Annotated in this window: 15 protein-coding genes and 1 pseudogene; 6 read left to right on the forward strand and 10 right to left on the reverse strand. The window is 59.2% G+C overall.

What is annotated here, in order from left to right; genetic code table 11:
• Positions 1-12: 12 nt before the first annotated feature.
• The 3 genes from acnD to PQV96_RS19915 form a co-directional block, all read right to left on the reverse strand.
• Positions 13-2637, reverse strand: a complete 2625-nt coding sequence (gene acnD / locus PQV96_RS19905; RefSeq protein WP_008903189.1) for a Fe/S-dependent 2-methylisocitrate dehydratase AcnD — start codon at positions 2635-2637, stop codon at positions 13-15.
• A gap of 112 nt (positions 2638-2749) precedes the next feature.
• The gene (prpC, locus tag PQV96_RS19910) at positions 2750-3919 is read right to left on the reverse strand and encodes a bifunctional 2-methylcitrate synthase/citrate synthase (RefSeq protein ID WP_008903190.1); all 1170 of its coding nucleotides are present in this window, start codon (positions 3917-3919) and stop codon (positions 2750-2752) included.
• Entirely contained in the window at positions 3900-4313 is a 414-nt protein-coding gene (locus PQV96_RS19915) for an acyl-CoA thioesterase (protein WP_034692764.1), read from the reverse strand. The genes prpC and PQV96_RS19915 overlap by 20 nt, the downstream gene beginning before the upstream one ends.
• 128 nt (positions 4314-4441) lie before the next feature.
• On the opposite strand from PQV96_RS19915, the gene PQV96_RS19920 reads away from it, so the two are divergent.
• Together PQV96_RS19920 and PQV96_RS19925 are read left to right on the forward strand one after the other, a co-directional pair.
• Positions 4442-5875, forward strand: coding sequence for a short-chain fatty acyl-CoA regulator family protein (locus tag PQV96_RS19920; protein ID WP_273623982.1), 1434 nt, complete (start codon positions 4442-4444; stop codon positions 5873-5875).
• 345 nt (positions 5876-6220) lie between these two features.
• Positions 6221-7426: pseudogene (locus PQV96_RS19925) on the forward strand (Y-family DNA polymerase); the annotation flags it as partial.
• Between the two features lie 230 nt (positions 7427-7656).
• Here PQV96_RS19925 and PQV96_RS19930 read toward each other — a convergent pair.
• The gene (locus PQV96_RS19930) at positions 7657-9267 is read right to left on the reverse strand and encodes a hypothetical protein (RefSeq protein ID WP_273623983.1); all 1611 of its coding nucleotides are present in this window, start codon (positions 9265-9267) and stop codon (positions 7657-7659) included.
• 297 nt (positions 9268-9564) lie between these two features.
• On the opposite strand from PQV96_RS19930, the gene PQV96_RS19935 reads away from it, so the two are divergent.
• Positions 9565-11343: an ATP-dependent nuclease gene (locus PQV96_RS19935; RefSeq protein ID WP_273623984.1), complete on the forward strand. Its 1779-nt coding sequence runs from the start codon at positions 9565-9567 to the stop codon at positions 11341-11343.
• Positions 11330-12751, forward strand: coding sequence for a UvrD-helicase domain-containing protein (locus tag PQV96_RS19940; RefSeq protein WP_273623985.1), 1422 nt, complete (start codon positions 11330-11332; stop codon positions 12749-12751). Before PQV96_RS19935 ends, PQV96_RS19940 begins: the two co-directional genes overlap by 14 nt.
• A 431-nt stretch (positions 12752-13182) precedes the next feature.
• Here the strand turns inward: PQV96_RS19940 and PQV96_RS19945 are convergent, their stop codons facing one another.
• The 5 genes from PQV96_RS19945 to PQV96_RS19965 form a co-directional block, all read right to left on the reverse strand.
• Positions 13183-14298: an XRE family transcriptional regulator gene (locus PQV96_RS19945; RefSeq protein WP_273623986.1), complete on the reverse strand. Its 1116-nt coding sequence runs from the start codon at positions 14296-14298 to the stop codon at positions 13183-13185.
• Complete coding sequence (locus PQV96_RS19950; RefSeq protein WP_273623987.1) at positions 14295-14900, reverse strand: hypothetical protein; 606 nt, start codon at positions 14898-14900, stop codon at positions 14295-14297. The genes PQV96_RS19945 and PQV96_RS19950 overlap by 4 nt, the downstream gene beginning before the upstream one ends.
• A gap of 432 nt (positions 14901-15332) precedes the next feature.
• The gene (locus PQV96_RS19955) at positions 15333-15731 is read right to left on the reverse strand and encodes a bacteriohemerythrin (protein ID WP_273623988.1); all 399 of its coding nucleotides are present in this window, start codon (positions 15729-15731) and stop codon (positions 15333-15335) included.
• Between the two features lie 136 nt (positions 15732-15867).
• Positions 15868-16104 (reverse strand): thioredoxin family protein, encoded by a 237-nt coding sequence (locus PQV96_RS19960; protein ID WP_044399295.1) that lies wholly within the window; start codon positions 16102-16104, stop codon positions 15868-15870.
• A 27-nt stretch (positions 16105-16131) separates the two neighbouring features.
• On the reverse strand, positions 16132-17010 hold the full coding sequence (locus tag PQV96_RS19965; protein ID WP_273623989.1) for a permease: 879 nt from the start codon (positions 17008-17010) through the stop codon (positions 16132-16134).
• A 99-nt stretch (positions 17011-17109) separates the two neighbouring features.
• Between PQV96_RS19965 and PQV96_RS19970 the strand changes: the two genes are divergently transcribed.
• A complete protein-coding gene (locus tag PQV96_RS19970; RefSeq protein ID WP_273623990.1) occupies positions 17110-17511 on the forward strand; it encodes a disulfide bond formation protein B in 402 nt (133 codons plus the stop codon).
• Positions 17508-17771 carry a hypothetical protein gene (locus tag PQV96_RS19975; RefSeq protein WP_273623991.1) on the forward strand — a complete coding sequence of 88 codons (264 nt, stop codon included), beginning with the start codon at positions 17508-17510 and terminating at the stop codon, positions 17769-17771. Before PQV96_RS19970 ends, PQV96_RS19975 begins: the two co-directional genes overlap by 4 nt.
• Before the next feature lie 96 nt (positions 17772-17867).
• On the opposite strand, the gene PQV96_RS19980 is transcribed toward PQV96_RS19975, so the two are convergent.
• Positions 17868-20783 (reverse strand): Tn3-like element IS1071 family transposase, encoded by a 2916-nt coding sequence (locus tag PQV96_RS19980; RefSeq protein ID WP_003049965.1) that lies wholly within the window; start codon positions 20781-20783, stop codon positions 17868-17870.
• Positions 20784-20791: the final 8 nt, after the last annotated feature.

Below are 20791 nucleotides of genomic sequence, written 5' to 3' on the forward strand. Positions count from 1 at the left end.
CCTGGTAAGGGCTCAGGCCTGATTCGATGCCAAAAAGTCTTGCGCAAAACGCTGCAGCACGCCGCCCGCTTCGTACACCGAGACTTCCTCGGCGGTGTCCAGGCGGCAGGTGGTGGCCACGCGGTCGGTCTGGCCGTTTTGGCGGTGGATGACCAGCGTGAGGTCGGCGCGCGGCGTGAGCTGGCCTTCCACGTCGTAGGTCTCGGTGCCGTCCAGCTGCAGCGTCAGGCGGTTCACGCCGGGTTTGAACTCCAGCGGCAGCACGCCCATGCCGATGAGGTTGGTGCGGTGGATGCGCTCGAAGCCCTCGGCCACCACCGTCTCTACCCCCGCCAGCCGCACGCCCTTGGCGGCCCAGTCGCGACTCGACCCCTGGCCGTAGTCGGCCCCGGCGATGATGATGAGCGGCTGGCGGCGGTTCAGGTACGCCTCGATGGCCTCCCACATGCGCACCACCTTGCCCTCGGGCTCGATGCGCGCCAGCGACCCCTTCTTCACCTGGCCATCGACCACGGCCATCTCGTTGACGAGCTGCGGGTTGGCAAAGGTGGCGCGCATGGCGGTGAGGTGGTCGCCGCGGTGCGTGGCGTAGGAGTTGAAGTCCTCCTCCGGCAGGCCCATTTTGGCCAGGTACTCGCCGGCCGCGCTGTCGGCCAGGATGGCGTTGGACGGCGACAGGTGGTCGGTGGTGATGTTGTCGGGCAGGATGGCCAGGGGGCGCATGCTTTTCAGCGTGCGCGGGTAGGCCGCCAGCGCGCCCACACCTTGCTCGTCCCAGTAAGGCGGGCGGCGGATGTAGGTGGACTGGGGGCGCCAGTCGTACTGCGGGCTTACGCGCGTGCCATCGTCCACGCGAAGCGCGAACATCGGCTCGTACACGGCGCGGAACTGTTCGGGTTTGACGGCCTGGGCCACGATGGCATCGATTTCTTCGTCACTGGGCCACAGATCCTTCAGGCGCACGGGCTGGCCATCGACCACGGCAAAAGCGTCGTTTTCAATATCAAAGCGCACCGTGCCCGCCAGCGCGTAGGCCACCACCAGCGGCGGGCTGGCCAAAAACGCCTGCTTGGCATAGGGGTGGATGCGCCCGTCAAAGTTGCGGTTGCCCGAGAGCACGGCGGTGGCGTACAGGTCGCGCTCGATGATTTCCTGCTGAATTTTCGGCTCCAGCGCGCCGCTCATGCCGTTGCAGGTGGTGCAGGCAAAGGCGACGATGCCAAAGCCCAGCGCCTCCAGGTCGGCCAGCAAGCCCGCTTCCTTCAAATACAGCTCCACGGCTTTAGAGCCGGGCGCGAGCGAGGTTTTCACCCACGGCTTGCGCGCCAGCCCCAGGCGGCGCGCATTGCGCGCCAGCAGCGCGGCGGCGATGACGTTGCGCGGGTTGCTGGTGTTGGTGCAGCTGGTGATGGCGGCGATGATCACGGCGCCATCGGGCGTCAGCCCCTCGGCCTCCTCGGCGCGGGCCATTTCGAGCTTGATGGCGCCGGCGATGCCGCGGTCCACCAGCGCCGAGGTGGGCAGCCGGCGGTGCGGGTTGCTCGGGCCGGCCATGTTGCGCACCACGCTGGAGAGGTCGAACGCGAGCACGCGCTCGTACTCGGCAGTCTTGAGGTCGTCGGCCCAGAAACCAGCGGCCTTGGCGTAGGTTTCCACCAACTGCACCTGTTCGGGGCTGCGGTCGGTCAGGCGCAGGTAGGCCGTGGTTTGCGCATCGATGAAGAACAGCGCGGCGGTGGCGCCGTATTCGGGGCACATGTTCGAGATGGTGGCGCGGTCGCCGATCGACAGGCTGTCCGCGCCCTCGCCGAAGAACTCCACGTAGGCGCCGACCACCTTTTCCTTGCGCAAAAACTCGGTCAGCGCGAGAGCAATGTCAGTGGCGGTGATGCCAGGCTGGCGCTTGCCGGTGAGCCTGACGCCCACGATGTCGGGCAGGCGCATCCACGAGGCGCGGCCCAGCATCACGTTCTCGGCTTCCAGCCCGCCCACGCCCACGGCGATCACGCCCAGCGCATCGACGTGCGGCGTGTGGCTGTCGGTGCCCACGCAGGTGTCGGGGAAGGCCACGCCATCCTGAACGTACACGACGGGCGACATCTTCTCCAGATTGATCTGGTGCATGATCCCGTTGCCCGCCGGGATCACGTCCACATTGGCAAAGGCCTTCTTCGTCCACTCGATGAAGTGGAAGCGGTCCTCGTTGCGGCGGTCCTCGATGGCGCGGTTCTTGGCAAAGGCGTCGGGATCGTAGCCACCGCACTCCACGGCCAGCGAGTGGTCCACGATGAGCTGCACCGGCACCACCGGGTTCACGGCAGCCGGGTCGCCGCCTTCTTTCGCAATCGCATCGCGCAGCCCGGCCAGGTCAACCAGTGCCGTCTGGCCCAGGATATCGTGGCACACCACGCGCACCGGAAACCAGGGGAAGTCGATCTCGCGCTTGCGTCCGATCAGCTGGCCCAGAAAGTCATTGAGCTGTGCCGGGTTGGCGCGGCGCACCAGGTTCTCGGCGTGCACGCGGGCGGTGTAGGGCAGCCGGGCCCAGGCACCGGGTTCTATGGCATCGACGGCAGCCTGTGCATCAAAGTAATCCAGGGCTGTGCCGGGCAGCGGCTTGCGGTGGGCGGTGTTCATCATTTCGCGGGATTCACTCTTTTTTTGATAGCTGCTGGCGCTTGTTACATCAAGATTTCAAGGCAATATGGTCTGAAATGGTTGATTGGTAAGCGCGAGCTGCTATGGTTTTTTAGCTGCGGGCCTCGATGGGCACGAATGTCTGGTCTTCCGGCCCGGTGTAGTTGGCGCTGGGGCGAATGATTTTGTTGTCCACCCGCTGCTCGATCACGTGTGCCGCCCAGCCACTGGTGCGCGCAATGACGAACAGCGGGGTGAACATGGCGGTGGGCACCTGCATCATGTGGTAGCTCACGGCGCTGAACCAGTCGAGGTTGGGGAACATCTTTTTGACTTCCCACATCACCGCCTCGAGCCGCTCGGCAATGTCGTACATCTTGGTGGAGCCAGCCGCGTCCGACAGTCGCTTGGCCACACCCTTGATGACTACGTTGCGCGGATCGCTCACGGTGTAGACCGGGTGACCAAAACCGATCACCACTTCCTTGGCCTCTACTCGGCGACGGATGTCGGCCTCTGCCTCGTCCGGGCTGTCGTAGCGCTTCTGGATCTCGAAAGCCACCTCGTTCGCGCCGCCGTGCTTGGGGCCACGCAGCGCACCAATAGCACCCGCGATGCTCGAATACATATCACTGCCTGTGCCCGCAATCACGCGTGCGGTGAAGGTACTGGCGTTGAACTCGTGCTCGGCATACAGGTTCAGCGAGGTGTGCATGGCACGCACCCAGTCTGCCGGCGGTTTTTCGCCATGCAGCAGGTGCAGGAAGTGGGCCCCGATGGAGTCGTCGTCCGTCTCTACGTCGATGCGGCGGCCCGAGTTGCTGAAGTGGTACCAGTACAGCAACATGCTGCCCAGACTGGCCATTAGACGGTCGGCAATGTCGCGGCTACCGGGCAGGTTGTGGTCGTCTTTTTCGGGCAGTGCACAGCCCAGGGCCGACACGCCGGTGCGCATCACGTCCATGGGATGGCTTGCCGCCGGCAGTTGTTCAAGCGCTGCTTTTACGCTACCCGGGAGGCCGCGCAGGGCCCTGAGCTTGGCCTTGTATGCCTTGAGCTCAGCGCGTGTCGGCAGCTTTCCGTGCACCAGCAGATGGGCAATCTCTTCGAATTCGCAAGTCTCCGCCATGTCCAGGATGTCATAGCCTCGGTAGTGCAGGTCGTTGCCGGTTCGCCCAACCGTACACAGCGCGGTATTGCCCGCAGTGACGCCCGACAGGGCGACCGACTTTTTCGGCTTGAACGGGGTGGTGGCCGTGGGCTCAGTGGTTGTGGTGTTCATGCGAGGTCTCCGGGTTCAGGTAGGAAGAATCAATGGCGACAGGACGGCCGGTGGAGTCCACCGCGACCATCTCGAACACACCCGTGAGGACGTGCTCTGCGGGCACATCCGGGCGATCTGCCAATCCGCGCACACAGACCGTCATCGAACTGCGACCGACACGGCTGACCCAGCCTTGCAGCGTGAGCTGGTAGCCCACAGGCACAGGCGCAAGGCATTGCACGCCAGTCACGCCGGCCATCACGACCTCACGGCGAGCGAGTCCGCGGGCCGCGAGGAAAGCCGCCTTGGCCATCAGCTGCAGACCCTGGCCCGCGAACAGCGTGCCGTGGTGGTTGGCGTATACGGGCAGAACCAGCTCGCGCAACTCAACAGTTCCAGGGGGTGTTGTCATGATTCGCAATTTACGCAAAATACATCCAGAGCAACAGGGCTAAAAGGGCGAATTGTTGCGAACGGCAGTGGCTGGTTTTGCGAAATTTGCGAATGTTTTGTGAAAAATTCGCGTGTGAAAGGCAAGTGATGGCAAAGACGTTTATGGGAGTGAAGTTGCGCAGGCTGCGATCAGAGCGCGGCATGTCGCAGATCGCACTGGCACACGCGCTGGGTATTTCGCCGAGTTACCTGAATCAGGTGGAACAAAACCAGCGTCCGCTCACGGTCAGCTTGCTGCTCAAGCTGAACCGGGCACTGGGCGTGGACATTCAGCAGTTTTCAGAAGACGAGGAGGCGCGCCTGATCGCTGCATTGCGCGAGGCGCTGGCGGATGCTCCAGAGCCGGTCAGCCTGCCCGAGCTGAAGGAAGTTGCGACCCAGATGCCGGCCCTGGGGCGTGCCATCGTGGCGCTGTACCGCCGCAATCTGGATGCGGCTGCGCAACTTGAAGCCATGGCCTTGCGCATGGGTGATGACCGCACGGACGCCACGTCGGTGGCCCCCGCCGTACGCGCCACGGCATTCGAAGCCGTGCGGGATTTCTTCTTCGCGCACCGGAACCACTTTGATGCGTTGGACCGCGCCGCAGAGGCCTTGGCAGAACAGGCAGGGCTTGAAGGCGCTGCGCTGGCACCGTGGTTGGCGCAGCGCTTGCTGGAGCAGCACCGGGTGCGCATCGTGGTGAGTGATGACGTCGCCGCAGGCAAGCGTGTGTTTGACCCGCGCGGCCGAACGCTACGCCTGTCGCGTGCGCTGGACGCCGGGCAGCAGGCCTTTCAGATGGCGACCCAGCTTGCGCTGCTAGAGGCAGACACATCGATCGAGAGTTTGACCCGGGCTGCACCATTCGCGGGAGACAGTTCCACCGTGCAGTTGGCCCGCATCGGACTGGCCAACTACTTCGCCGGGGCACTGCTGCTGCCCTATGGGTCTTTTTTACGTGCGGCGGAAACGCTGCGCCATGACATCGACCTGCTGGGCCAGCGCTTCGCGGTGGGCTTTGAAACGGTGTGCCACCGGCTGAGCACCTTGCAGCGTCCCACCGACCCTGGCGTGCCTTTTTTCTTTGTGCGGGTGGATCGGGCCGGCAACATTTCCAAGCGCCAGTCGGCCACGCACTTCCACTTCAGCCGCACAGGCGGCACGTGCCCGCTGTGGAATGTCTACGAAGCCTTTGCGCAGCCCGGGCGGGTGCTTCCACAACTGGCACGCATGCCCGATGGCCGGACTTACCTGTGGATTGCGCGCACGGTGACAAGCGGCCCATCGCGCGGATACGGAGCACCTGGCAAGATGTTCTCTATCGGTCTGGGTTGCGATGTGCGCCATGCGCCTCGCTTGGTATATGCCAAGGGGCTGGACCTTGCCGACCCCGACGCAGCGACACCGATCGGAATGGGTTGCAAGGTGTGCGAGCGCCCGGATTGCCCGCAGCGCGCGTTTCCGTATGTGGGCAGATCATTGGACGTGAATGAGAACGTCAGTGGCTTTGCGCCTTATGGGGCCCATGTGCTGTCGTAGCACCTGAATGTTGGTGCTTCTTCGCGATGAAGCTGGTTCTACCGCAAGGCTTAAAGGAAGCACAGAACCATGCGCCGCTGGAAGTGTGATGGTCGGTTTGTACTCGACAAGCGATCATTCGAAAATTGCCGTGACCGACTGCAACCGCTGCACTGCCGGCGCTGGGCCAGAAATTCTGAGCGGCTCTTGAGGGTCGTCCTGCGTCGATCAGGGTGGCGCTGGGCCTCCTACTTCAACGACTCAGAGCGTGCTCGAATTGAGCCTTATTACGTACAAAACTGTTAGTCTTGATTCTTGTTGAAGAATCAACGACTAAATACCTACTAACAGTTAGGGTCATTCAGAAATAACGATGGCTGCGCCATTGCCCGCAGCAATGAGGCAAAAGCCCTGGGGATCAAGATGGGGGCACCGTGGTTCCAGATCCGGCACATGGAAGAAACGCACGGCCTGGTGGCCTTGAGCGCGAATTTCACGCTGTATGGCGACATGAGCGATCGCATGATGAGCCTGGCAGCGGGGCTGGGTCCTACGCAGGAAATCTACAGCATTGATGAGTCGTTCATCGGGCTGCAGGGCGTGAGAGGCGACCTGACCCAACGCAGCCATGCCATACGCGACCGTATCCACCAGTGGGTGGGCATTCCCTGCGGGGTGGGTATTGGCCAGACCAAGACGTTGGCGAAACTCGCCAACTACATTGCCAAGACCGCAGAGCGCAAACCGGGCAGCTACCCTGCCGAGCTGGCCCAGGTCTGCAACCTGACGGCGTTACCAGCCCAGGACCTGGACGATGTGCTGGCCGCCACGCTGGTGGAAGAAGTCTGGGGCGTGGGCCGCAAGATTGCTGCACAGCTGCACGAGAGTGGTGTGCACACCGTGCTGGACCTTGCCCGGCTAGACCCGGCCACCGTACGCAGGCGATGGAGTGTAGTTCTGGAGCGCACTGTGCGCGAGCTGCAGGGCATGCAGTGCATTGACCTGGATGATGCACCCGTCCCCAAGAAAGAAATTGCCAGCACCCGATCCTTTGGCCAAGCGGTGACAGAGCTGGCGCCGCTGGTGGAGGCCGTGAGCGAGTTCGCTAGCCGTGCAGCAGAGAAGCTGCGCAAGCAGGGCAGCTTGGCCAGTCAACTGTTGGTGTTCTGCCATACATCCCCCTTCCGCCCAGGACCCCGATTCAACCGCAGCATCGTCGTGCCGCTGCGCCGCCCCACGGCCGACACTGGCAAGCTGGTTTGGGCAGCAGCTGCTGGCATGCGGCGCATCTATGAGCCGGGCTACAAGATGGCCAAGGCAGGGGTCATGCTGCTGGACTTGGTGCCGGGCAATGTGCTGCAGGGTGAGCTGGATCTGGAAGAGGAAGACCACCGTGACCGCACGAAGTTGATGGTGGCACTGGACACGCTCAACCAACGCTATGGCAAGGGCACCGTGCATTCAGGTGCCACGGGGGGGACGGACAAGGGCAAGGATTGGGGAATGAAGCAGGAGAGGCGCACGCCGCAGTACACGACGCGGTGGGAGGATGTGCCGGTGGCTAGAGCGTGAGCTGAATAAGCTGCCATGTTGTAGGTCTGGTTTGCAGCGATTGCCGTCATCCAGACTTGACCATCGAACGCGTACTATCGGCCATGAGCGGTCTTTCGCCAGCGGCTGCCTGAGGCTGAGAGCCACCATCCACGTGTACATCACTGAATGACCACTGTCACCGAAAGCAGTCCGTCGAACCGGCATTGACGCTTGGTAGCAGGCCACAGGCGCCACGTTACAAAGGCTGCTCATGGAAACAGCGCTCCAGACTTGTCAAGGGCTTCCTCGAACTGCGCTGCTTCGTGTCTCATCCTGTGGTCCATACGGTCAAACACACTCCGAAGCTCAAGTCGATAAGATGTATCTGTAGGACGGTCTTCGCCCCGGATCACGGCGGTCCTGAGCGAGGATGCGACGTCAAGCAGTTCACGATTTTTCTGCAGTTTGTTATGACTGCGAATGGTCACCTCCAGCAAATAGGTCTTGAACGATGCGGTGATCTTTTCACTTGGAATGATGTCTTGCAACATTGAACCCAGCACCTTGGTAGCTTCTTTGGAAATGAAGTGCCGGTCAAAGCCATCGGCGTTGCGCGTGGCCTCTGGGATCTCTGCGTCATCAATGTGTGCACACTGTTCAGCCCAATCGGTGGCGACGCTGACTAAGCGGTATAGAAGATAGTGAAATGGCGTCGGCCACTCTTGGTAGGCATCTTCGGTAGGCGGCATTGGCATCTGCTTGAGGATCTTTTCCGCGAAGTGCATGAAATAGTGCAGCCACATATGGTCTTGCAGACCCTGGTGGATGCCCTCGTGGACCATGATCTCGAAGAGCGTTATTCCAGAATTGATCGGGCAGCGGAATCGTCCCCCGTCGTAGTAGGAACCCAATGATTCGTTGAGCTTTTCGGCCAGCTTGCGGTCTTCATCAAGACGCCGGCGCACCGCTTCTCCAATGGCCTTATCAAGACCATTCTTCATCGCCGAAGCGGAGTCGGAAAAAAAGAAATGGAGCAGTCGATTGTTCTTCGGCAGGTACAAGCGACTACCACCATTCAAATTCTGATTGTTCTTCAGCTCCACATAAAGACGGCTCCCCGGCGCTTCGAGCAAAGCATCCAAGTAGTGTTCAACGAAGTCAGAGCGTATCGCCTCATCAGCTTCAAGGAGCTTGAGGCAAAAGTGTGGATGAGCCACGGCCAGATAGGTGGTGAGCTCAGGAGAAGTGAGCAGATTCAAGAGAACTTCGCGGGCCTGTGTGCTGGTTTCGTCACGCGCCAAGATCCAGGATTTCGAAGATTGCAATGCGTTACTCCAGCGCTGCCGCCAAGCCGGCCGTGCTCGGGGTGCTTCCCCGCGCAGGAGTGCAGCCATGTCCATGTGGGGTGGGTCGAGACGGTCGACCCAGCCAGCAATCAGCGGCTGATATCTGGTCAGGAGAATCAGCTTCGGCAACTGCGGTTCGATCAGCAGCACCAGTTCGTCATAGCGTTTAGTGAGATGCAGGTTCTCAATCAATTCGCGAAAGACGCGGATTCTTCCCCGGATCAGCATGGGGAATCTCGTCCGCCAGAAGAAGTAGAAGACTACGGCGAGAAGGAGCAGGTAGACCGCGCTCGAACTATCGAGCCCCCATTTCCATGGCCCGAGGCTGTAGTAGAGCCCGAGCCTTTCCAGGGCGGGGGAAAATACCAGGTAGTGGATTAGGAGAAAGACGATGCCACCGATCACCCAATCCCACCAGGCCATGCAGAAGCGAAGCCGAAGCCTGCTAGCAGGGGAGATCAGTGCCCAGACCGCTGCGACAACGCCCAATATGGTCAGCAAGCTGGTGGTGTCAATTTGGGCAGAAGCTGTCATGGCGCGGTCTTTTTTTGTCTTTTCAATTATTGGAAGAGATTACATGCACTTAGGGGTTTGATTGGCTGCAATGGGGTCAGAGGCTGACGCTCAAGGTTGATGAAGAGGTGTCAGGGCGCAGTGTTTACCCCATATCGACAGGTATCGTCTTGCGCGGAAGGAGTCGTTGCGCGGGTGGAGAATACGTTCCTGTGATTGTGGTCTGGCTCAGCGTCTAACCTTTGTTCTCTCCTAAAACGAGACACTGCGCTCACAATCCAAAGCATTCGATCTCGCAACGACCTTGACCACTCAGCAATGGCGAAAATCCGATACCTCGAAATTGAGAACTTCCGAAGCATCAAGAGGCTTTGTTGGGCGCCTAGCTCTGGGGTGAATTGCTTTATTGGACCTGGAGATAGCGGAAAGACAACGATCCTGGAAGCGATTGACGCGTGTCTGTCCCTTCGAAGAACAATTGACTTCACTGACTCCGATTTCCACAACCTTGTTGTCGAGAACCCAATCGTCATCCGCGTAACTCTTGGGGCACTTCCGGAGCATCTGAAGGACCTTGATATGCTGGGTGAGGTGCTCCGAGGATTTGATTCGAAAGCGCAATCGGTGGAGGACGAGCCAGCCGAAGGTCTGGAGGTTGTGCTGACGTGCGAACTTCGCGTCGAGTCAGACTTGGACCCCAAGCGCAGCCTGTTTTCAGAGCGCACGCGCGGGGACACGAGACAACGTCAACTTGCTTGGAAGGACCGTGCTTTGCTCGCGCCCAGCCGAATTGGCGAGCACGCGACGTCTCATCTCTCTTGGTCTCGAAACTCAGTACTTGGGAAGCTCTGCGAAACAAAACTCTCTGTTGGCACAGACTTAGTCACTGCGGCGCGTGGCGCCCGGCTCGCGTTTGGTGACCGTGCTGGAGCACAACTCGGAGACGTACTGGCGTTGGTCACGATGAATGCCAACGCGGTTGGGATTGACGTAGGTGAGTCTGCACAAGCCCTGATTGATTCGGGCGCACTCTCCTTCTCAGACGGAGCCATTTCACTTCACACGGAGGATGGAGTGCCTCTGCGGAGTCTCGGGACGGGTTCTACCCGCTTGCTGCTCGCGAGCTTGCACCGTTCAGTCGCCTCGGCTTCTAGCACCCTCCTGATTGATGAGGTCGAGCACGGGCTTGAGCCTCACCGGATAATCAAATTACTGCACTCCGTGGGCTCAAAGGAGACTCTGGAGCCAGATGTGGAGCCGCAACTGCAGGTCTTCATGACAACACACTCCGCTGTGGCGGTAAGGGAGCTCAGTGGCGACCAGTTGCATGTGGTGAGGCGCGACAGGAAAGGGCAACACGCGATTCGCACCATTGGTAGCGTAGACCCGATACAAGGAACTGCCCGCACTTATCCAGAGGCCTTCCTCGCTAGGACGGTGGTGGTTTGCGAAGGAGCAAGTGAAATTGGGCTACTAAGGGGAGTCGACCGGTACTACGTCTCAAAAGGGAAACCTTCTGCCTATTCCTGTGCGACTGCCTTCGTGGACGCGACTGGCCGGAATCCTACATACATCCTCGAACGGGGCCGCATCTTCGCAAACTGGGGCTACGAGACAAAGGTGTTTCTTGATAACGATGTCCCGATCCCTCCAGAAGAGCTGAAGAAAACTACCGATGTCGGCGCACAAGTGTTCCACTGGCCAGAAGAAGACGCCTTGGAACAAGCGCTGTTTCGCTATTTGCCAGACCATGGCGTGGATGCCTTAGTGAAACTTGCAATCAGGCTCAACTCCGAGGAGCTGGTTGACGGGGCAATCGACGAAGTCTCGAAGGGGGCGTTCGATCTCGCACACTTCATGTCCATCGTGGATGGGGATTCGGCATGGGAAGATGACGAACGTCTCCTGCTCGGCCGGGCTGCAAAGCTTTCGTCTGCCGACACGAAGAAAGGACCTGGTCGCAAGGGCTGGTTCAAGTCCATTGCCAAGATGGAAGCGGTCGGGGCCCAAGTAGTCGGACCTTACCTATCCTCCTCTGACGAGGTGCTCAATGGCATCATGAAGAAACTCTTCAGGCATGCGCATGTCAGAGCCTGAAGTTGACCTGTTTGCGCAGCGCCTCGGTAGTCTGAAGGCTCCTGCGGGCTGTGGGAAAACGCAGCTAATCACTTCTACGCTCAAACAGTGGTCGAGCGTAAAGCCTGCACTGGTCCTGACGCACACCAACGCAGGTCGTGCTGCGCTTGAACAGCGCATCCGAAATGCCGGTATCCCATCTGAACGTGCCCGGGTTGCCACGCTGGACAGTTGGGCGATTCGGTTGGTTCAGAGCTTTCCCGCTAGGTCCGGCCTTTCGGACAGCGTACTCAGCGTGCGGGGTAGTGGTGCCAACTATGCAGCCATTCGACGTGCTGCGGTGAAGATGCTGACGGCGGGGCACCTCGATGACATCATCGACGCTACCTATTCCAGAGTGGTCGTCGACGAGTACCAAGACTGTAGCCTACCGCAGCATGCCATGGTGGAGGCCCTTGCGGAGCGCCTCCCGACTGCGGTGCTCGGCGATCCGCTGCAAGGTATTTTTTCCTTCTCTGGACCTGTAGTCAGTTGGAGAGACAACGTTCAGCCGTCATTTCCAGCACTTCCCACGCTGTCCAAGCCGTGGCGCTGGATCAGGGCTGAATGCCCGGACCTCGGGTACTGGCTTCTCAACGTAGTACGACCAGCCTTGCTAAGGAGAGAGTCTGTTGACTTGAGCAATGCGCCACGGGAGGTAACTTGGGTGCCTCTGGAGGGAACGGACACAGAGAAGTCTGAAGCGCGCCTTGCTGCTGCTCGGAAAAAGTATGCGACCGGCAGCACTCTAATAATCGGAGACGGCCCCGACAAGAAGGGGCAGTGGAAAGCTGCCGCAAGGTGCAGAGCACAGATGGTGGAAGCGCTCGACATGAAGGATTTCATGGCTTTTTGCTCCTCTTTTCGCGCTGGCAGCGACGGCTGCTTAGACGAAGCAGTAGATTACTTCAGCAACCTGATGTCAGGACTATCTCCCCAGTCCCTGGTTACGCGCACGAGGAGTCACTTAAGTGGGAGAACCCGAACCGCCGCTACACCACTTGAGGAAATAGCTCTTGAGTATCTACGTAATCCGAGTCCAGCTGCAGCAGGCTCGATGCTTGAAGCTATGGCGAAAGCCGAAGACACTTATGTTTTTCGACCAGACATTGTGCGACTCTGTGCAAAAGCATTGAAGAGCGTTACTGACGATGTTTCTCTGACTGCCGCGGGAGTTAAGGAGCGTGAGAGATATCGACACGCGCCGCGCACCATGCCACGGCGCGCCGTTGGGAGTACCCTCCTGTTAAAGGGGCTTGAGGCAGAGAATGCAGTAATTCTTGAGCCGGAGAAGATGGATGCACGTAACCTCTACGTCGCTCTAACGCGCGGTAGTAAACGCTTAATAATTTGCTCCACAACGTCAGTCCTCGAGCCTCATCTCGTCTGACGTGGACTTAAGGCACCCAAAAAGAATGCCGCGCGATTGCTCAGGAAGCACGCAAGCAGCTGAAGCAGTGACGCTTCCAATCGTTCTGGAGGGAACGCGTCTGCTTGGCAAGTTGAAGCCTCCTTGAAAACCTGAGCCAATCGGAAGTAGAGAATTCCATGAAACGGAGTCTCTACGTGAGCTAGGATGCCTACCTCGCACGATCACGCCCTCCATTGGCGTCCCGACGCTTCCTACCCTGAGCTGTCCTTTGGTCGATGAAGCCGCCGACTGCAGAGCGTTTCCGAATGCCGTTCGCCAACGGCAAGGCAGTTCAACAGAGTTTTGTCACGACTAAGGCTGAAATACTCTCCCTATGATTTCGATCGAGCAGATGATTGGAGAGCCAGCGATAGGCCTGTCAGGCATTGCAGAATGCTCGGTGGCAGGACTCAGGCAACACCAACTCTGCGTAGTGGCGGGTTGAGCATGCACACAACGTTCGCGGTGGGCTCGGCTTGGGGCTGATCAAGGAGCGTCTGAAGAAGCTGCGGTTGCACCCTCATCTCTCTAGCAACAGCAGCCTGAGGGACACCGAAATGCTCCCTCATGACCTTCAATCCCTCTGCAAGCACCTCCGGCTCTTCGTTCGGAATCAGATGGTCTTCCGACTCCTTCAGTGCCTCACCATGCCGGTTGAGTCCCACATACCCTGCCCGAGCTTGGTCTTCTGAAAAGAGTCCAAGCTGACGCCCTCTAAAAAGAATGGCGGCCTTTGAGACGCCCCACCGGAGCTTGAGCTCAGAAAGGCCCTGCCAATTGAGACGACTGCCTCGCATAGCTATTCGACTTTCGGTCGCGAAGGTGGTCCTCGGCAACAATAGGGCGCTCGCAAAGCGATTGGCTTGTGTTTCCGTTAGACGGTCTCCTGTCAGGACACCAATGTGAAGCGAGAAGTGCCCAAGCTCATGGGCAATGCCAAAACGCTCACGGCACGCCGAGCGTCCATCGCCATTCAATGCAATCAATGGCCGCTTCGTGGCAAAGGACACCGCATCAATTTCCTGCGCAAGACCACGCACCCGAACAACGACGGCGCCAGCGTTCTCAGCAATCCGCGTGACGCTACTCAATGGCCCAAGACCCAAGCTAAACATCGACCGAAAACGCTCGGCCGCGCACTCAATGCTCTCGGAAGACTCCGGGTCGGCTTCACCTACCTTGTACTGCGGCAATTCAACATGTTCATCCAAAACACCGACCAACCGCTTCAGCATCTCTCCGCGCGCTCGAGCCACTTGGCGCAACGCGACCTTGGTCGTCAGCTGACGCCTAAAGTGGCACTGCTCATCGACGATGGGATTCGGGTCGATTCGGTAGAAGAACTCGGGCAGTACATCCAACGTTTCCGCTAACAATGTTTCCAGTTGGGCAGATGCGACTTCCGAGCCTGTCTCGATGCGGCTCAGGAACTGCTTAGAAACACCGACCCGCTCTCCCAGATCTGTGAGAGACAGATCGTGAAAAAGGCGGATGAGTCGGAGATTGGTCCCAATAAACTCGCTCATTGCACAGCTTCAGTGGCGCCATCGCCTTCACCGCTGTCGCGACGCTTCGGCCCCACCTGAGGCTTAGCCACGGGTACAGACGGAGCCAACGGCTGCACCCCTTCAACACGCAACATACGGACGGTGTCCGAGACCCAGCGACAAGCCACCTCATTGGTAGCAGTAAAGCCCAAGAACACCACGCGAGGCTCAGCAGCGCCGTTGTAACCCCGGTCAATGACGAAACAAAAACGGACAGGCTCGCCAGGAACGGCAAACTCCATGAAGTCAAGCTGATACCGGTTAGAGGTCAGCACGGCATCCTTGGAGGGATTGGAAGGGTCGTCATTGCTAAACCGGCAAGGAACGTCACCGATCGTGAAAACAAGGTCATTGCCCCCATTGCAAAGACCAAGCCAGGGATACTTACCAGAAGCGGCCTCGGACATGAGACGACTGCGCTGGCGACCAAAAGTGGTGCACCCCCGTGTGTAGCCACTGTCCGTCGGACGACTCAAATCATCTTCGGTAGCGTAGAGTTCCTCCAGCAACCAGTTCGACACTGCTTGAAGGCGATCAACGGTGAGCTGAGGCTTAAACGAGGATGGTGGCTGGGGCTTCATTTGTGCACTTCTCAAAATTCGTCAACGCGAGTTTGGTGCTATTTTCTAATTTCGTCAACCGCCATTTAAGTGCCTCCACGTGGCGGCCCGATGACCGCTGACAGATGATCCTTATTGATGCCGCTGTCCACAACTAACCACCATGACTGCGTCATTTTTCGGAAGCCGCCTCGCGTCCGATACTTGATCGATTCAGTCGTTCATCAACAGACCTGTGAACGGCGGCTCCCAGCCTCAAGCCGTCACGCCGTAGGTCTGTTCTGCAGTGGTTGCTGACATCCGAATTTTCCTGTCGAATGAGTACTATCGGCCAGGAGCTGACTTTCGAAGTGCCGGGACGGCCTTCCGCTTAAGGCTGATCTGAGACATTCGAAATCCAGCAACACACTCTGAGCATTCGCTCATCAAAGGCGCCTGGCCACCTGACATGTTTCAATCGTGCATGTAGCCACTCACAGGCATATCGGTCTCGGTCAGGTGATGCTCCATCCAGCCCTGGAAGTAAGCCACCAGGGCTGTTCTGTCCAGCGATTCGGTTGATGCGGATGCCATCCACCGGTCCAGTTCAGCCTCTGCGGCACGGTGCACCCGTCGATGCTCTGCCAATGTGGGGCAGTCGTTGGCAGCCAGCAGTCCTTCCTCCAACTCGTCATGACGCCTCGCGTAGTCTGAAAACTCCTTGAGTAGCCTGTGAATGGGCTCGTCAGTTGAAGGGCCTCGGGCCACAAGCTCGACCAGCTCCTTGGACAGCTCTATCAAGATGATGTGTTGCTCATCAAGGCGTGGGTTACGCACACTGAGGCTGTGACTCCATTTGGGAATGTTGGGCATGGCTAGCCTTCTATTTTTTTTTGCAGCATCACAGCGCAACACAGCATTGCGTCAGGGATAGCGGTGCATCCAGTACCGTTATCCCCATGTTTATCCACGATTTTTGTGGACAACTCTTGGCAGCAAAAGCGCCAACTCAGGCGGCCAGCCACTGCTGGATTTCGACCTTGGTCGGTATGCGGCCGCTGGCCACCACCTTGTCGTTGATGACCAGTGCTGGCGTGGACAGGATGTCGTAGGCCAGGATGGCCTGCATGTCTGTGACCTTCTCGAAGTCTGCCTCCACGCCAGAGGTGGTCGCGGCGTCGCGCGCCACGGCTTCCAGCTTTTTACAGTTGGCGCAGCCCGAACCCAGAATTTTGATTTTCAGCATTTGTTTTCCTTGCTTAAACAGAAATCATCAAGAACCCGCGGCGGCAGTCTGGCGACGGTGGAGAGCCAGCAACAACGCAGCGAGCACGGCAACAAATGCCAACATACTCACTACGAGGCGCATGGCTGACATACCGTCTACCCAGGAACCGTACAGCAACCCCGCCATCACGCTGAACAGCGCCACCAGACTCACATAGGCAAAGGTCTTTTTGCGGCCAATCACGGCAATGACCATCAGGATACTTTGCAGGCTCAACTCCGGGTCTGCCATCAGGTAGGCTAACAGCGGACCAGGGTGCATGCCCAAGTCCAGGAACATCTTGGCCACCGGCACCTCGACGAGCGTCGGGAAGTACATGAACACGCCAAAGACCACTGCGACCATATTGGCCGTGGTGCTGTTGCTCCCGGCCAGGGTCTCAATCCATTCGGGGCGGATGAGCTGGCGAATGACGCCCACAATGAACACGCCCACGACCAGCAGACCAAAAATCTGCTTCACAAAACGCCAGGCCTCCCACAGCCAGGCTTGGCGGTCATCTGCCTCCAATACGCTGGCGTAGTGCCAGACGGCCCAAAGGCAGGCAGCCACCCCAAAGAAACGGCCGGTGATGGCCAGTTCCAAGCCTCCTGCCTGCGGGGTGAAACGCAGGGCTGCCACCAGCAAGGTGGCGGCAGTCAGACCTAGCGTTACCCAGGTCCAGCGGTTGGGGCCTTCAATGATGTCTTCCAAGCCCTTCCATGCGGTCATTGCGATGGTGAGCAACAACAGGATGAGCATGGAGCCTTGGAAAGTGACCCCTTCTTCACCCTTGGCTGCATCAAACGGCACCCAGCTGAACAAGGTGGCCTGCCAAGACTCTGCCCAGCCCAAAGGCAAGTTCACAAACCAAAAACCGGCCATCGAACTCATCCTGTTTCATTTGAAGGAGTCGTCCTGATTACCGCACAAGCGATCGCTACCCCTGGTGCTGCACGTGCCCTGCCTCATACCGCATGGACCTTGCTGCTGCTCGCATGGCTGGTCAGCCTGGCATCTACCCTCGGCAGTCTGTTCTTCAGCGAGGTGATGCATCTGCAGCCCTGCGTGCTGTGCTGGTACCAGCGGATCGGGATGTTTCCGCTGGTTGCCGTCTTGGGTGTCGGGGTGTACCGCCAGGACGCCGGAGCCGTGCTTTCAGGCTTGCTTCTTGCCGCGGCCGGCTGGTTGGCGGCCGGCTATCACTTCCTGCTGCACACGGGCTGGATTCCGGAAAACCTGCAGCCTTGCAGCAAGGGCATGTCTTGTGCGGACGTGGATCTGCGCCTGATCGGCTTCCTCACCATCCCGCTGATGTCATTGCTCGCCTTCACCTTGATCATTGGCCTGCTGGTCGCGGCGCATCGCCAGGGAGTGCGCGCATGAACCGGCACAGCATCATGACCGCCAGCGCAGTCGCACTTGTGTTGGCTTTCGTGGCGGCGATGTTTGGCTACTCTTGGCTGGAGGAGCGGCGGCTGGTCGAACTGGCGGCCCAGCCGGATTCAATATTCGTTCGCCCCCATTCACCCACCTACGGCCCAGCCGCCGCAAAGGTGCGCATCGTCGAGTTCCTCGATCCCGCATGTGAAACCTGCCGGGGTCTCCTCGTTTTCAGTGCAATAAGTGACGGTACGAAAAGCTAGCACTGGCGCGGAGGTGGTGTTGGTAGATCGTTGATTTCATTGACTTTCCTGTTCACTTTCAAATCTGCGATTCGTGGCGTCAAACCGTGGTCGGTTTCATCCATTGGTGCCAGTTATCGATGCATTTGGCCGCGAAGGCAGGATTTGGTCAGCATAGCGGTCAACCGGGAAGCGAAACACACCCCGCAAGTTGATGCTCTCCAGCCTGGTGGGCGCAATCTTCCCGATCAGTTCCGGTGGAATGACCTGGCGGCGGTTCGACCAGCGATCCAGGACCGCCTGCATCTGTGAGGTATTCCACGCCATCACGATGTTGGCCATCAGGCTCAACGCATCGGCCACAGCCTGCATTTCATCGACACGTTTGGCCTGCGCCGGGCTGATCCGGCCGGTATAAATGGCGCGCTTGAGGGCGTTAACAGCCTCGCCCCGATTGAGCACCCGGCGCAACTCGTTCCTGAAAGCGTCCTTGACAAAGTAGTCAGCCAAAAACGCCGTACGCAGCAACCGCCCCAATTGCACGCCAGCCTCATAGATTGGATCGCCCTGGGCGGCAGAACCGAACCGCGCAAGAGCTGCCACCGCACTGGCATGTCCGCTCATGACCGAGGCTGCCAGGTGCACCAGACTATCCCAATGCTTTTCGATCAAAGCGACGTCGACATTGGCTTCGCACACCGCAGCGATTTCTGCGGGCACTTTGGTGCCGCGTGGCACAAAGAGGTGGCGCTGTTTGAGTTCCTTCAACCGCGGGCAAAGATCAAAACCAAGCAAACGGGCATGTGACATGGCAAAGTCGGTGTAGCCATGGGTATCCACAGCAAGCTGGCTGGTCTCCAGCTTTTCTTGGCGGATGACACCTTCAATGGCCACGCCCGCCTGGCGCTCATTGAGCACAAAGGGCTGCGCATGGAAGATGCCCCACCGGTCTTTTACATGGGAGTAGATTCCAATGGAAGGTGTGTTGCGCCGAGGATCAAGCCGGGCTTGCCACACCCGTTTGGTGGTCTCCATGCTCATCATGTCAGAAGATGCCAAATCGGACCGCCCCCAGGTGGCGGCAATCGGGTGTCGCTGCATGAATTCCAGCACAGCCTGGCAGGCCTGGCTCAGACGCCGTTCGTCCCGCGCCCAGCGCATGGCCTGGCGAATGCTGGTGGCAGACAATTGCGGAATCATGCGCGCGCATTCGACCGCAGTCAGACTGGTGCCGTGGGCCATGATGCCGGCATAGACCATCAGCAGCTCGTCGGTAGAGCGCGGCTCACGTCCGAGCATGATCCAGCTAAAGCGCACCTGGGCGTCAACGGCCAGAATCACTTCCGGCAATTGAACCTCACCGATGCGGTGATCCAAAGCCGCGCGCAGCTTGGTCACTTCTGGGTCTTCGTCCTCTGCGGGCAATGGCGACAAATGGAGTTCATCATCCACGCGCAGTACGCCACTGCGGGCTGCAGCGGCCACCGCATCGACACCGGCAGTTACTCTGGCCAGCAAAGGCTTCAAGAAAGTGGCAGCCTTGCTGGGTAACGATAGACGGGCATAGTGTTTCTTGGACTCTGCCTGCCAACGCTCGTCCGTGAAGAACAAGCGCGCACGACCCCGAAAGCTCAGGCTGTGCTCAATCCAGACCGAGCCATTGCGCACCGCGCGGCGCAGGGCAAACAGGGTGGCCACCTCCAACGCCTGAAACGCCCGTTCCCGGTCTGGGCTGGAGATCGAAACCTGCCAGATCATTCCCAGACTTGGTGCCACCACTTCAACTGGCAGCTTTCTGGATCCTTTGAGATATAAAGCTTGCAGCTTGGCAAGGTACTCGATGGCAGGATGCTCGCCGGTGGCCTGCCAGGGCAGCTTTGCAATGGCGACGAGCAACGACCGCACGGGGCGAATTCCATCAATCAATCCCTCGCGGACCAGGGAGGCCCTGCTCGGTGGTTTGCGTTTCTGGGTTTCGGTGATCAAGGCTTCAAGACGGGCACGCAACTCAGCATCTGGCACCGCACCTTGCGCGCTCAAGGCAACAAGTTCGCCGAGCAGCGTTTTGTACATTGCGGCCCAATTGACGGTAGCGGGGACATCGGCGGCAGCCTGACGCCACAGATCGGCGATCCGGCGCTGCACCATAAGGATCAACTGGTCTGTGGTGGTGAACAGGCAATACCGAAGAAAGCATGCGACCTCCACGGTGCGCGCTGGCTCTTTGATCTTGGCTCCGGCTGAGGGCGGCCTGGAGACAAGTCGGCGCGCGTAGCGGCGCAAGATGAGATCGGGGATGTCTGCCAGGTGCTTATGAACGTCCAGCGTGTAAAGCAGGTCGATGCGCTCCAGTACCTCGCTGATTTGGCGGGTTGAGTGTTTCGCCGGTGCAGCCCATAGCCAACTCTGCTGGGTTTGTCCATCTGGGCGCAGCTCTGAAACTGAGGCTCGCCAGCGATCAAGTGTTGCTGGATCAACGCTGGCGGCGATGGCGGTGCCTGTTTCAACTTCAAGCTGGGCAAGTGCCGCCGCAATCAGTGTCCGAATTGCCCGCTCGTGCACGATCACCAGCTTGTTCTTGTACAGCCATTGACGCGCCCGCACGAGTAGCTGATCGCGGTCGGCGCAGCGCGCCACTTCGTCGCGCAGTTCACGTACCAGTGAGCGGCGCTGGTGCTCGCTCATCCACTGGAATCCAAGGACCGTGCAGGCTACTTGTTGGTGATCGAATAGCGTGCGCCCGCGTTCATACATGGCTCTCAGCGAGGCGACTTCTGGTGCTGCAATGCCAAGCTCGTTGCCAAGGTGGCGCCACAAGGCTACTGGAATTACCCGAAAGGCACCGAGCAAACGCCCACTCATGCGCAGGAAACCAATATGGAGCGCCAGACCAAGCTTGTGGGAATCACCTCGGCGTGCATTGATTGCGTCGCGCTCGGCACCATCGAAGGTGAAAAATGCCTTCATCTCGAAGTCGCTGATATCGCGGGGGAGCCCACGCATCCCCAAAAACGTTGTGTGCCAACCCTGCATCGTGAACC

The sequence above is a fragment of the Acidovorax temperans genome, assembly GCF_028596105.1.
Lineage (GTDB): Bacteria > Pseudomonadota > Gammaproteobacteria > Burkholderiales > Burkholderiaceae_C > Acidovorax > Acidovorax temperans.

Excerpts from the sequence above, each read along its gene's own strand:
- acnD (WP_008903189.1), bottom strand. The coding sequence starts at position 2,637 with ATGAACACCGCCCACCGCAAGCCGCTGCCCGGCACAGCCCTGGATTAC.
- prpC (WP_008903190.1), bottom strand. The coding sequence starts at position 3,919 with ATGAACACCACAACCACTGAGCCCACGGCCACCACCCCGTTCAAGCCG.
- PQV96_RS19915 (WP_034692764.1), bottom strand. The coding sequence starts at position 4,313 with ATGACAACACCCCCTGGAACTGTTGAGTTGCGCGAGCTGGTTCTGCCC.
- PQV96_RS19920 (WP_273623982.1), top strand. The coding sequence starts at position 4,442 with ATGGCAAAGACGTTTATGGGAGTGAAGTTGCGCAGGCTGCGATCAGAG.
- PQV96_RS19930 (WP_273623983.1), bottom strand. The coding sequence starts at position 9,267 with ATGACAGCTTCTGCCCAAATTGACACCACCAGCTTGCTGACCATATTG.
- PQV96_RS19935 (WP_273623984.1), top strand. The coding sequence starts at position 9,565 with ATGGCGAAAATCCGATACCTCGAAATTGAGAACTTCCGAAGCATCAAG.
- PQV96_RS19940 (WP_273623985.1), top strand. The coding sequence starts at position 11,330 with ATGTCAGAGCCTGAAGTTGACCTGTTTGCGCAGCGCCTCGGTAGTCTG.
- PQV96_RS19945 (WP_273623986.1), bottom strand. The coding sequence starts at position 14,298 with ATGAGCGAGTTTATTGGGACCAATCTCCGACTCATCCGCCTTTTTCAC.
- PQV96_RS19950 (WP_273623987.1), bottom strand. The coding sequence starts at position 14,900 with ATGAAGCCCCAGCCACCATCCTCGTTTAAGCCTCAGCTCACCGTTGAT.
- PQV96_RS19955 (WP_273623988.1), bottom strand. The coding sequence starts at position 15,731 with ATGCCCAACATTCCCAAATGGAGTCACAGCCTCAGTGTGCGTAACCCA.
- PQV96_RS19960 (WP_044399295.1), bottom strand. The coding sequence starts at position 16,104 with ATGCTGAAAATCAAAATTCTGGGTTCGGGCTGCGCCAACTGTAAAAAG.
- PQV96_RS19965 (WP_273623989.1), bottom strand. The coding sequence starts at position 17,010 with ATGGCCGGTTTTTGGTTTGTGAACTTGCCTTTGGGCTGGGCAGAGTCT.
- PQV96_RS19975 (WP_273623991.1), top strand. The coding sequence starts at position 17,508 with ATGAACCGGCACAGCATCATGACCGCCAGCGCAGTCGCACTTGTGTTG.
- PQV96_RS19980 (WP_003049965.1), bottom strand. The coding sequence starts at position 20,783 with ATGCAGGGTTGGCACACAACGTTTTTGGGGATGCGTGGGCTCCCCCGC.